This is a genomic window from Cellulosimicrobium sp. E-16, from assembly GCF_049913115.1.
In the GTDB taxonomy this organism is placed as follows: domain Bacteria; phylum Actinomycetota; class Actinomycetes; order Actinomycetales; family Cellulomonadaceae; genus Cellulosimicrobium.
In genome coordinates this window covers 2,159,762-2,171,781 of sequence record NZ_CP183974.1, presented here as the reverse complement: position 1 = coordinate 2,171,781, position 12,020 = coordinate 2,159,762, and the positions used below count along the sequence as shown (strand labels likewise).

The following is a 12,020-nucleotide window of genomic DNA, read 5'->3' as shown; positions in this document are numbered from 1 at the left end:
CCGCGAGCGCCCTCCCGTGGTCGTACGACGACCACGCGGAGGTTCCGCTCGCGGCCCGATCCGTCGCCGTCGCGCGCTCCGTAGCGTCGTGGGCATGACGAACCGCACCCCCGCCCAGCCTCCGACCGACCTCCCCCTGACCACGACCGCACGCGGCACGACCGAGCGCCGGATGCTCGGCGCCCTCACGCTCGCCGCCGGTGCCGCGCTCCTCCTGTCCGCGTGCGGCAGCATCGGTGAGGCGGTCGCCGAGAACCGCGCGGGCCACACCAAGACCTACGAGTTCGCGACCGGGAAGGCCGGCAAGGCCGATGCCGTGCTCCCCGACTGGGTCCCCGACTCCGCCACCGACGTACGGGAGGTGGTCCGCACGACCGGTGACGAGCGGATCCTCACGATGACGGCCGACCTCGGCGCGCTGCCCGAGAGCTGCACCCCCGTCTCGGCGCAGCACCCGCTGGAGCCTCGGCCCGAGCGTGGCGAGCTGACCGCCGCGGACTACCGCACGACGGCGACGCTCCAGGCGTCGTGGTGGGACGAGGGCACCGAGCAGTCCGCGACCGCGATGTGCGGGAAGTGGTGGGTCGGGTCGCGCGACGGCGCGCTGTTCGGGTTCACGCCCGAGCTGAAGGTCGTCGAGGTCGAGGAACAGCCCGACCCCGCCTGAGTCAGTCCTCCCAGCCCATGCGCAGGACCTCGAACGCGACCGCGTGCGTGACGGCCATGCGAGCGCCCGTGGGCGCGCTCATGGAAGCGAGGAACGCGGCCGGGTCGAAGTCCGCCCAGCCGAGGCCGTCGAGGTAGGCGGCGTGCGCGCGGAGGGACGCGACGCCCGCGTCGAAGGTCGCGCTGACGTCGACGCCGTGCGCGGCGTCGGGCGAGGCCGCGACCCAGACCTGGCGCACGCCGCCCCAGGGTTCGACGCCGTCCGTCTCGACCTGCTCGCGGAACACCCACCGGTTCCCCGCGTCGCGCACGGCGTCCACGACGGCGCGTCCCGTCGCGATGTGGTCCGCCTGGTTGAGCATCCCGCCGGGGAACGTCTCGCGGTAGTTCCCGGTGATCACGACGTCCGGCCGGTGGCGCCGGATCGCCCCGGCGATCGCCCGTCGCAGCGGTAGCCCGTACTCGAGCACGCCGTCCGGCAGCCCGAGGAACTCGACCTCCTCGACGCCGACGATCCGCCCGGACTCGATCTCCTCCGCCTCGCGCACGCGCCGCGCCTCGTCGGGGTCCATGCCGTCGATTCCGGCCTCGCCGCTCGTCACCATGCAGTACACGACCCGCTTGCCCTGGCCCGTCCATCGCGCGACGGCCGCGGCGGCGCCGAACTCCATGTCGTCGGGATGGGCGACGACGGCGAGCGCCGTGGACCAGTCCTCGGGCAGCGGGGTGAGCGGGGGCAGGGCGTCTGTCGCGGTCATGACGCCACGCTATGCCGCAGCACGGCACCGAGCGCGACGACGGCGCAGGGCCGGGACTGCGTCAGTGCTCCACGGGCGCATCCTCGACCGACGTCACCGCCGGGTCGACGAACAACCGGGCCCGCTCGGCGTCGACCACGGCGCGCGCGAGCGACGCCTCGGACACGTCGACCGCGCCCGCGACCTCCTCCGCGAGCGCGCTGCGGCGCGCGTACGCGTCGAACAGCCGGGCCTTCGTCCCGAGCAGGCGCACGAGGTGCTCGTCGACGCTGTCGACCGTGAGCAGGCGGTGCACCTGGACCGTCTCGACCTGACCCATGCGGTGGGCACGGGCGACCGCCTGCGCCTCGGTCGTGGGCTTGGTCTGGGGCTCGCACAGGACCACCACGGAGGCGGCCTGGAGGTTGAGGCCCACTCCCCCGACGTCGATCTGGCTCACGAGCACGCGCGGCGTCTCGGCCGCCGTGAAGTCGTCGACGATGGTCTGGCGCGTCCGCGCCGGGACCGAGCCGGTCAGCGGCGCGAGGGCGAGGCTGCCGAGCGCGCGCACGACGACGTCGACGACGTCCCGGAAGTACGAGAACACCACGACCTTGCGCCCGTTCTCGGCCGCCTCGCGCGCGATCTCGACGAGCCGACGCAGCTTCGCCGAGTCCTCCGGGTGGTCGACGGCGAACGCCGCGCGGCGCATCGCCATGAACGACCCGGCCGCGACCGCCTCGCGGTACGCCGCGCCGTCGACCGCCCCGAGCCGCTCCCACTCGTCCACCTGCACGAGCTCGGGCAGCTCCTCGAGCACGTCCTCGGCGTTGCGCCGCAGGTAGGCGGGCGCGACGGCGTGCCGGAACGCGTCGGGGCCCGCCGCGCCGTGGGCCGCGTCGAGGCGGGCGGCGAGCTCCGGCTGGAGGTAGCCCAGCAGGGTGCGGAACTCCTCGACCCGGTTCTCCATGGGGGTGCCGGTGAGGAGCAGCACGTGCTCGATCGCGCGCGCCAGAGCCGCGACGGCCACCGATCGCTTCGCGAGCGGGTTCTTCACGTAGTGCGCCTCGTCCACGACGAGCACGGCAGGACCGGCGGCCGCGGCCGTCGCGAACGCCTCGGTCCCGGCACGGCGCAGGCCCGCGAACGTCACGACCGCGACGCCGCCGGTCGCTCGCCACGCCTCGGCGGCCTCGTCGCGGTCCTCGCCGTGGACGGCGCGCACCGGGAGGTCCGCGTGCGCGCGCAGCTCGCGCACCCAGTTCTCCAGGACGCTCGCGGGGCACACGACGAGCGCGTGCGTCGCGCCGCGCGCGACGAGGTGCGCGACGACGGCGATCGCCTGCACGGTCTTGCCGAGCCCCATCTCGTCCCCGAGCACGACGCGGCGCTGCGCGAGCGCGAAGCGTGCACCGAACGCCTGGTACCCGCGCAGCGACACCCGCAGCAGCGACTCGTCGAGCGCCTGGGTCTGCACGCGGTCGACGAGCTCCGCGGGGAGGTGCCCCTCCGCCGCGGCGACGTCACGACCGGTGGGGGCGACGCCGTCGAGCAGCGCGTAGTACGCGGCGGACCGGTGTCGGAAGTCTGCCCAGGCCTCGTAGGGGCGGGCGGGCTCGGTAACGAGCGTGGTGACACGACGGGCTTCCTCGGCCAGCCCCGTCAACCGGGCCCGCTCCGCGACCCCGGCGAGCGTCGCCACCGCCGCGAACGCCCGACGGCGCCGCTCGCCCCACGCGAGGAGCCGGCGCGGCCCGCTCGCGGCGACGAGCGCGTCGTCGTGCACGCGGTCGTGCTCCGCGAGCGCGGCGCGCACCTGGTCGCCGTACCGGGCGACGGCGGCGTCAGCCTGGTCGAGCGTGAGCAGCGCCTGGACGAGCGCGGTCGCGACCGGGTCCGTCGGCGTGAGGTCGATCCGGAAGCGCAGGCTCTCCCGCACCGCGCGCGCGACCTGCTCGGCCGCGGCGAGCAGGTGCGTCGCGGTCTGCGGGCCGATCTCGGGCAGCTTCTCGAGCCCGGTCCGCCCAAGGCGCGCGACCTCGCCCACCGTGCGCACGCCCTTGTCCGCAAGCGCCCCGAGCCGCAGGCGCTCGCGCGTCACGTCGCGCAGCGATTCGACGTCCACGGTGTCGAGCCGGGCGAGGACCTTCTCCTCGCGGCTGTCGCCGAACGCCGAGCGCACCTGCTCACGCGCCTCCGCCGGGGCCGCCGCGAGCCCCGCGAGCAGCGTGGCGAGGGCGTCCGCCTCCGCGACGACGGTCCGCGCCGTGGCGACGTCGGGCCGTGGGACAGGAAGGCTCATCCGAGACCGGTGTCCGAGACGTCGCGATCGGCGAGCCAGCGCTCCATCCGGGCCTGGGCTGCGTCGAGGAACGCCGTCTTGTCGCGCGTGTAGTCGTCGTAGTCGTCGGCGTCCGCGTGGCGCGCGGCGAGGCTCCGCTTCGTCGCCTCGTAGGCCGCGGCCTCGGCGGGGTCCTCGCGCAGCCAGTCGCGGAACGCGACAACGTACGCGGCGAAGGGTGAGTCGAGGCGTCGGACGTGCAGGATCACGGGCGGCTCGGCGCCGACGCCGGGGCGGGTGAGCAGCCGCTTGCGGTACTTCTCCGGGTCCGGGTCGGCGCCCGGGCGCGGGTTGTCCCGGTACACGCCCGGGGAGTCCGGGCGCGCCCCGCGCTCGATCGAGAACCCGAGCGGCCCGAGCGCCCCCGCCGGCGCCGCTTCCGAGGGCAGGGGCGTCGTGCGCACCTGGAGGTCGATGATCGGCTTCGCGGCGAGCCCGGGGACCGCTGTCGACCCGATGTGCTCCACCACGACCGGGTCGGCGCCGTCACGGCTCGCGAGGTCGGCCAGGGCGCCGGCGACGCGGTCGGTCCACCGCGCGCCGGTCTCGGTCCATCGAGGGTCGTGGGCGTCGACGGTCGCTGCGGGCACCCCCGCACCCTACGACCTGCCCCCGCTCGGTGCACCGTCCCCGCGAGACATGAGAAGTGGCCCCAGGACCAGGTCGGTCCGGGGCCACTTCTCACGTCTCGCCGAGCGAGCGCTCGTCGGTGCTCGTCAGGTCAGTACGTCGTCAGGCCATGGGCGCGGAACTGGTCGCGCACGCGCTCCGTGAGCTCCGGGGGCGGCGCGGGCGTGTCGTCGAGCTCGTAGGTGCGACCGAGGGCGTCCCACTTGTCGCGGCCCATCTGGTGGAAGGGCAGCACCTCGACGCGCGTCACCGTGCCGGGCCGGGTCGCGTTGAGCGAGGCCGCGTACTCCGCGACCTTCTCCACGTTGTCCACGTCGTCGGTGAGGCCCGGGACGAGGACGAAGCGCACCCAGACCTCGGGCGCGTGGCCGGTGAGGCCGCGCTCGGCGATACGCCGCCCGAACCTCAGGGTCGGCTCGAGGTCGCGGCTCGTCACCTTCTTGTAGGTGTCGGGGTCGCCCGACTTCACGTCGAGCAGCACGAGGTCCGCGTCGTCGAGCATGGCGTCGGTCGCGTTCGCGCCGAGGAAGCCCGACGTGTCGAGCGCGGTGTGCACGCCCATCGCCTTCGCGCCCCGCAGGACGCGCGCGGCGAACGCGGGCTGCATGAGCACCTCGCCGCCGGAGAGCGTGAGACCCCCGTGCGTGGCCCGGAACACCGGCAGGTAGCGCTTGACGCGCCCCAGGAGCTCGTCCGCCGTGACGGGCCTGCCGTCCTTCATGGCGAACGTGTCGGGGTTGTGGCAGTACAGGCACCGCAGCGGGCACCCGTTGAGGAACACCGTGAGCCGGGTCCCCGGCCCGTCCACGGCGGTGACGAGCTCCCAGGAGTGGACCGAGCCGAGCTCGCCCGCGCGCATCGCCGCGAGCTTGTCGGCCCGGTCCACGTCCGCGACCGTCAGCCCGTCCAGGCCCGCGCCCGCCCGGCGGGCGTGGCCCACCGGGGTGCCCGGCGCCGCGGGCTCGCCCGTCGTCGTCGGCGCGCCCGGGACATCGAGGCGCGTGGCGTCGTCGGGCAGGGTGCCCCCGGCGACGCCGCACCCGCGCGCCGCGCCAGGTCGGCGGGCAGTGGGGCCGGGAAGGGTGACGGTCATGACTGGCTCCTCAGCGCTCGTTCAGAGCGCGCCGTGGAAGGTGCGCGAGAGCACGTCGAGCTGCTGCTCGCGCGTGAGGCGGACGAAGTTCACCGCGTACCCGGACACGCGGATCGTCAGCTGCGGGTAGTTCTCCGGGTGGTCCATGGCGTCCAGGAGCGTCTCGCGGTTCAGCACGTTGACGTTCATGTGGTATCCCTCGGACCCGATGTAGGCGTCCAGGAGGCCGGCGAGGTTGGTGACCTGCTCCTCCTTGGTGCGCCCGAGGCCGCTCGGCACCACCGTGTTGGTCAGCGAGATGCCGTCCTGCGCCTCGTCGTACGGCAGCTTGGCCACCGAGAGCGCCGAGGCGAGCATGCCGTGCGTGTCGCGCCCGTTCATCGGGTTGGCACCCGGGGCGAACGGCTCGCCGGCCCGGCGGCCGTCGGGCGTGTTGCCCGTCGCCTTGCCGTACACGACGTTCGACGTGATGGTCAGGACCGACTGCGTGGGCACCGCGTCACGGTACGTCGGGTGCGTGCGCACCTTCGCCATGAACCGCTCGACGAGGTCGACGGCGATCGCGTCGGCCCGGTCGTCGTCGTTGCCGAACGTCGGGTACTCGCCCTCGGTCACGTAGTCGACGACGAGGCCGCGCTCGTCACGGACGACGGAGACCTTCGCGTGCTTGATCGCCGAGAGCGAGTCCGCCGCGACCGACAGTCCCGCGATGCCGCACGCCATGGTCCGCAGCACGTCCTTGTCGTGCAGCGCCATCTCGATGCGCTCGTACGCGTACTTGTCGTGCGACCAGTGGATGCAGTTGAGCGCCTCGACGTAGGTCTCGGCCAGCCAGTCCATGGTCGCGTCGAACTTCGCCATGACGTCGTCGAAGTCGAGCACGTCGCCCTCGACCGGGGCCGCCACCGGCGAGACCTGCTTGCCGGAGATCTCGTCGCGCCCGCCGTTGATCGCGTAGAGCAGCGTCTTGGCGAGGTTCACGCGTGCGCCGAAGAACTGCATCTGCTTGCCGACCCGCATCGGGGACACGCAGCACGCGATCGCCGCGTCGTCGCCCCAGGCTGCCCGGATGAGCTCGTCCGACTCGTACTGGACGGCCGACGTGTCGATCGAGACCTGTGCGCAGTAGTCCTTGAACCCCTGCGGCAGCTCCGGGCTCCAGAACACCGTCATGTTCGGCTCGGGGGCCGGGCCGAGGTTGTAGAGCGTCTGGAGGAAGCGGAACGAGTTCTTGGTGACGAGCGGCCGCCCGTCCTCGCCCATGCCACCGATGGTCTCGGTGACCCAGGTCGGGTCGCCGGAGAACAGCGCGTCGTACTCGGGCGTGCGCAGGAAGCGCACGATGCGCAGCTTGATGACGAAGTCGTCGATGATCTCCTGGGCCTCGGACTCCGTGATGCGCCCGGCCTCGAGGTCGCGGTCGATGAACACGTCGAGGAACGTCGACGTGCGCCCGAGCGACATCGCGGCGCCGTTCTGCTCCTTCACCGCGGCGAGGTAGGCGAAGTAGAGCCACTGCACGGCCTCGCGCGCCGACGTCGCCGGGCCGGAGATGTCGTAGCCGTACTCGGCCGCCATCTCCTTGAGCTCGCCGAGCGCGCGGATCTGCTCGGCGTGCTCCTCGCGCTCGCGCACGACCTTCTCGCTGAACGGCTGCGTGTCGAGCCCGAGCTTGTCGAGCTTCTTCGCGGCGATCAGCGCGTCGACGCCGTAGAGCGCGACGCGGCGGTAGTCGCCGATGATCCGGCCGCGGCCGTAGGCGTCGGGGAGGCCCGTGATGATGTGCGAGCTGCGGGCCGCGCGCACGTTCGGCGGGTAGACGTCGAACACGCCCTGGTTGTGCGTCTTGCGGTACTCGGTGAAGACCTTCTTCAGGGTCTCGTCGACCTCGTAGCCGTAGGTCTCCAGGGCACCCTCGACCATGCGCCAGCCGCCGTTGGGCATGATCGCGCGCTTCAGGGGCGCGTCGGTCTGGAGGCCGACGATCACCTCGTGGGCCTTGTCGATGTAGCCGGGCGCGTGCGCCGTGATCCCGGCGGGCGTGTGGGTGTCGACGTCGTAGATCCCCATCTCCCGCTCCTCCGGGAACATGGCCGACAGCGTGCTCCAGATCCCCGTCGTGCGCTCCGTGGGTCCGGCGAGGAACGACGCGTCGCCCGTGTACGGGCGGTAGTTGCGCTGGATGAAGTCGCGCACGTCGACCGTGTCGCGCCACGGGCCGTCGGTGAAGCCCTCCCACGCGGGGACGTGCGCGGTGTCGTGCTGCGGGTCGACGCTGCCCTCCACCGCACGGCCGCCGCTCGTCGTGCCGGGTGCCTCGGAAACGCTGGTCATCTGGACCTCCCTCGTGCCTGACGCGCGGGTCCGCGCGCCGGCCGGACCCGCCGGTCTCCCCGGGCCCCGGGTGGAGGCCCTCGGTCGAGGTCGACGGGCTCCTTCGCCACCTCCAGGCTAGGTTCACGGCGCTCCTCGCGGAGGAGTTTCGAGGTGTCCGGGGACCTAGGTCCCGAGCCGGACGGGACCCCGCACGAACCGCGAGATCTCGCGGTTTCCACGCCCCTCGCAGCTCGTCACGACCACCCCTTGTGATGACCTTCACAAGCCCGCGGGCCTGTCGGTGACCGCGGCAGCGCCCGCCCGTGACGCACGACACGGACGCACGTCACACGCCCGCCCGACGTGCTCGCGGCTTCCGTGTGAGACTGCCCGGGTGAAGCGCACCGTAGGGGTCGAGGAAGAGTTCCTGCTCGTCGGCGACGACGGCCACCCGGTCGCCCGGGCCGCGGAGGCCCTGGAGGCGTCGGGCACCGACGAGAAGGGCGGCGGGACCGGCTCGCTCGAGTCGGAGTTCATGGAGGAGCAGCTCGAGACCGCGACCCACCCGCGGCGCGAGCTCGACGACCTCGCGACCGAGATCCGCGAGGGCCGTCGGCGTGCTCAGGAGGCCGCGGACCGCGTCGGCGCCCGGGTCGCCGCGCTCTCCACCTCGCCCCTGCCCTTCGAGGGCACCACCGTCTCCCGCCTGCGCTATCTCGAGGCCCGCGCCGCGTTCGGGCTCACGGCGCGCGAGCAGCTCACGAGCGGGTGCCACGTGCACGTCGCCGTCGCGGACGACACCGAGGGCGTCGCGGTCCTCGACCGCATCGGGCCGTGGCTCTCCACGCTCCTCGCGCTGAGCACCAACTCCCCGTTCTGGCAGGGCCAGGACAGCGGGTACGCGAGCTTCCGGTCCCAGGTCTGGTCCCGCTGGCCGACGTCGGGCCCGACCCGGGCGTTCGGCTCGCCCGAGGCGTACCGCGACGCGGTCGACACCCTCGTCGCGACCGGCACGATCCTCGACGAGAACATGGTCTACTTCGACGCCCGGCTGTCGTCGCGCTACCCGACGGTCGAGATCCGAGTCGCCGACGTGTGCCTCGACCCCGACACGGCGACGCTCCTCGCGGCCCTCAGCCGTGGCCTCGTCGAGACCGCGGCACGCGAGGCCGCGGACGGCGTCGCGCCCCCGGAGCTCCGCCCCGAGATCCTGCGGACCGCGTCGTGGCGCGCCGGGCGCTCGGGCCTCGAGGAGGACCTCGTCTCGCCGCTCACGTGGCGCCCGGCCCCGGCGCACGACGTCGTCGGGCTGCTCGTCGCGCACGTCCGTGACGCGCTCGTCGACGCGGGCGACCTCGACGCCGTGACGGAGCTCCTCGGACGCCTCTGGTCCGGCGGGAACGGTGCCCAGCGCCAGCGCACGTGGCACGCCGCGTCGGGCGGGGACCTGCGCGCCGTGGTCGAGGAGGCCGTGAAGGTCACGCACTCCTGATCGACCCCGAGGAGGCCGGGGCGCTGTGCGCGGCGACCCCGGCCGGTGTGCCTCAGACGGTGACCGCGGCGCAGACCGCGAGCGCCTCGAGGGTCGTGGTCGCGACGACCTCGGGCGCGTCGCCGCCCGCCCAGACCTGGCCGTGCGAGACCCACGCCGTGCGCACGCCGGCCGCACGACCCGCCGCGACGTCGAGGTGGGCGGCGTCGCCGACCATCCAGACGCCGGCGCGGTCGGCGTCGTGCGCCCCGACGCGGTCGAGCGCGATCTCCAGCAGCCGCGGGTCGGGCTTGGCGACGCCCTCCTCGTCGGAGACGACGACCGCGTCGACGTGCGCCTCGACCGCACAGCGGGCGACCTTGCCGCGCTGCTGGGCGGACGTGCCGTTCGTGACGACGACGACCCGGTCGCCGCGGGCGCGCAGCGCGTCGAGGGCATCGAGCACGCCGGCGTAGGCGCGCACGTGCTCGAGGATGCCGTGACGGAAGCGGGTCACCACGGCGTCCAGGTCCGCCTCGCCGCCCAGCCCGAGCCGGTCGACGATGACGCGGGCCACGTCGCGCTTGGGCGCGTGGCCACCCTGGTCGGCCGCAACGATCGCCGCGAGGTCGGAGGCGTCGCGCCCGGCGCGCGCGACGGCGTCGGCCGCCCAGGCGGCGAACGCGTCGTCGCGACCGACGAGCGTGTTGTCGAGGTCCAGGAGCCAGATCACGCGCGGGACCCTAGCGCGACACACCCGGACGTCGCTGCGGTGTCCACGCCGGGAGAGCGGTGCTCGGGCGGCCGTCCGCGGGGCCGAGCGGACCGACGGCGCGCGCTCAGCCGCGCGCGAGGGCCGCCAGCGCGTCCAGCGCGTCGCGCGCGACGTCGGCCGCCGTGAGCCGGTTGGCCGACGCGACCTGGTCCCGGGTCGCGTGGTCGAGGAACTGGGCGGGCAGCCCGAGCGCGTGCACGGGCGTGCGCACGCCGGCCTCGAGCGAGCGCTGCGCGAGCAGCGCGCCCACGCCGCCGTCCGCGACGCCGTCCTCGACGCTCACGACGAGATCGTGCTCGCCCGCGAGCTTGACCAGCGCGCTCGGCATCGGCAGGACCCACGTCGGGGACGCGACCGTGACGTCGACCCCGTGGGCCGTGAGCGACTCCGCCGCGTCGAGCGCGACCCGCGCCATGGACCCAGGACCGACGAGCAGGACCCGAGCGCGGGGGGTCGTGCCCTGCGGAGCGGTCGTCGGCGCCTCGCCCGGCACCGCGAGCAGGTCCACGCCGTCCACGGTGTCGACGGCGGGGAGCGGGTCCCCGAGCGCCCCCTTGGGGTAGCGCACGACGGTCGGCGCGTCGTCGACGTCCACGGCCTCGCGCAGCGCCGTCCGCAGCGTCTCCTCGTCGCGCGGCGCGGCGAGCCGCAGGCCGGGCACGATGCGCAGCATCGCCATGTCCCACATGCCGTTGTGGCTCGCGCCGTCGTCGCCCGTGATGCCCGCGCGGTCGAGGACGAACGTCACCCCGGCCTTGTGCAGGGCGACGTCCATGAGGACCTGGTCGAACGCGCGGTTGAGGAACGTCGCGTACACGGCGACGACGGGGTGCAGCCCCGCGAACGCCATGCCCGCCGCGGAGGTGGCCGCGTGCTGCTCGGCGATGCCGACGTCGAACGTGCGCTCGGGGAACGCCTGCGCGAACGGCTTGAGGCCCACGGGCTCGAGCATCGCCGCGGTGATCGCGACGACGTCGGACCGGCGGCGCCCGATCTGCACGATCTCGTCCGCGAAGACGCTCGTCCAGCCGAAGCGCGACGGCGCGACCGGGAGCCCGGTCTCGGGGTGGATCTTCCCGACGGCGTGGAAGCGGTCGGCGACGTCCTGCTCGGCGGGCGTGTACCCGCGGCCCTTCTCGGTGATCGCGTGCACGATCACGGGCGCCCCGTACGCCTTGGCCCGGCGCAGCGCGTGCTCCATGGCCTCGACGTCGTGGCCGTCGACGGGGCCGACGTACTTGATGCCGAGGTCCTCGAACATCCCCTGCGGGGCGACGACGTCCTTGAGGCCCTTCTTCAGGCCGTGGAGCCACTCGTACGCGAACCGACCCGGAGCGCCGGACCGGTTGAGGGTCCGCTTGCCCCACTGGAGGAAGCTCTCGTAGCCGTGCGTGGTGCGCAGCGTCGACAGGTGGTGCGCGAGCCCGCCGATCGTGGGCGAGTAGGAGCGGCCGTTGTCGTTGACCACGACGACGAGGCGACGGTCCTGGGACTCGGCGATGTTGTTCAGCGCCTCCCAGGCCATGCCGCCGGTGAGGGCACCGTCGCCGATGACCGCGACGACGTGGCGGTCGGTGAGACCCCGCACGACGTTCGCCTTCGCGATGCCGTCGCCCCACGAGAGCGCGGTCGACGCGTGCGAGTTCTCGACGACGTCGTGGTCGGACTCGGCGCGCGACGGGTAGCCGGACATGCCGCCCTGCTTGCGCAGCGCCGAGAAGTCCTGGCGCCCCGTGAGGAGCTTGTGCACGTAGGACTGGTGCCCCGTGTCGAACACGAACGTGTCCGTCGGCGACGAGAAGACGCGGTGCATGGCGATCGTGAGCTCGACGACCCCGAGGTTCGGGCCGAGATGTCCCCCGGTGCGGGAGACGGAGTCGACGAGGAACGCACGGATCTCGCCGGCGAGCTCCTGCGTCTGCTCGAGGGTCAGCCGTTGCACGTCCTCGGGCGAGGTGATCGTGCCAAGCAGGCTCATGCAGATGCTCCGT

General features: G+C 73.7%; 9 protein-coding genes. 2 read left to right on the top strand and 7 right to left on the bottom strand.

Going from position 1 to position 12,020, the window contains the following annotated elements; translation table 11 throughout:
- Positions 1-94: 94 nt before the first annotated feature.
- A complete protein-coding gene (locus ACN9MS_RS09555) occupies positions 95-667 on the top strand; it encodes a hypothetical protein (RefSeq protein ID WP_426311680.1) in 573 nt (190 codons plus the stop codon).
- A 1-nt stretch (position 668) separates the two neighbouring features.
- Here ACN9MS_RS09555 and ACN9MS_RS09550 read toward each other — a convergent pair whose 3' ends face one another.
- From ACN9MS_RS09550 to pflB, 5 genes are all read right to left on the bottom strand, one after another.
- Positions 669-1,424: a PIG-L deacetylase family protein gene (locus ACN9MS_RS09550; RefSeq protein WP_426311679.1), complete on the bottom strand. Its 756-nt coding sequence runs from the start codon at positions 1,422-1,424 to the stop codon at positions 669-671.
- Between the two features lie 61 nt (positions 1,425-1,485).
- A complete protein-coding gene (locus ACN9MS_RS09545) occupies positions 1,486-3,705 on the bottom strand; it encodes a DEAD/DEAH box helicase (RefSeq protein WP_426311678.1) in 2,220 nt (739 codons plus the stop codon).
- Entirely contained in the window at positions 3,702-4,334 is a 633-nt protein-coding gene (locus tag ACN9MS_RS09540) for a GrpB family protein (protein WP_426311677.1), read from the bottom strand. The genes ACN9MS_RS09545 and ACN9MS_RS09540 overlap by 4 nt, the downstream gene beginning before the upstream one ends.
- 131 nt (positions 4,335-4,465) lie before the next feature.
- Positions 4,466-5,467 (bottom strand): pyruvate formate-lyase-activating protein, encoded by a 1,002-nt coding sequence (gene pflA / locus ACN9MS_RS09535; RefSeq protein WP_426311676.1) that lies wholly within the window; start codon positions 5,465-5,467, stop codon positions 4,466-4,468.
- Positions 5,468-5,488: 21 nt separating this feature from the next.
- Positions 5,489-7,801, bottom strand: coding sequence for a formate C-acetyltransferase (gene pflB, locus ACN9MS_RS09530; protein ID WP_426311675.1), 2,313 nt, complete (start codon positions 7,799-7,801; stop codon positions 5,489-5,491).
- A gap of 376 nt (positions 7,802-8,177) precedes the next feature.
- Between pflB and ACN9MS_RS09525 the strand changes: the two genes are divergently transcribed.
- Positions 8,178-9,275: a carboxylate-amine ligase gene (locus tag ACN9MS_RS09525; RefSeq protein ID WP_426311674.1), complete on the top strand. Its 1,098-nt coding sequence runs from the start codon at positions 8,178-8,180 to the stop codon at positions 9,273-9,275.
- Positions 9,276-9,327: 52 nt separating this feature from the next.
- Here ACN9MS_RS09525 and ACN9MS_RS09520 read toward each other — a convergent pair whose 3' ends face one another.
- Both ACN9MS_RS09520 and dxs read right to left on the bottom strand, forming a co-directional pair.
- The gene (locus ACN9MS_RS09520) at positions 9,328-9,987 is read right to left on the bottom strand and encodes an HAD family hydrolase (protein ID WP_426311673.1); all 660 of its coding nucleotides are present in this window, start codon (positions 9,985-9,987) and stop codon (positions 9,328-9,330) included.
- A 106-nt stretch (positions 9,988-10,093) separates the two neighbouring features.
- Complete coding sequence (gene dxs / locus ACN9MS_RS09515; protein ID WP_426311672.1) at positions 10,094-12,007, bottom strand: 1-deoxy-D-xylulose-5-phosphate synthase; 1,914 nt, start codon at positions 12,005-12,007, stop codon at positions 10,094-10,096.
- Between the last annotated feature and the right edge of the window lie 13 nt (positions 12,008-12,020).

Coding starts and splice junctions, on each gene's coding strand:
- ACN9MS_RS09545 (WP_426311678.1), bottom strand. CDS start 3,705: ATGAGCCTTCCTGTCCCACGGCCCGACGTCGCCACGGCGCGGACCGTC.
- dxs (WP_426311672.1), bottom strand. CDS start 12,007: ATGAGCCTGCTTGGCACGATCACCTCGCCCGAGGACGTGCAACGGCTG.
- pflB (WP_426311675.1), bottom strand. CDS start 7,801: ATGACCAGCGTTTCCGAGGCACCCGGCACGACGAGCGGCGGCCGTGCG.
- pflA (WP_426311676.1), bottom strand. CDS start 5,467: ATGACCGTCACCCTTCCCGGCCCCACTGCCCGCCGACCTGGCGCGGCG.
- ACN9MS_RS09550 (WP_426311679.1), bottom strand. CDS start 1,424: ATGACCGCGACAGACGCCCTGCCCCCGCTCACCCCGCTGCCCGAGGAC.
- ACN9MS_RS09555 (WP_426311680.1), top strand. CDS start 95: ATGACGAACCGCACCCCCGCCCAGCCTCCGACCGACCTCCCCCTGACC.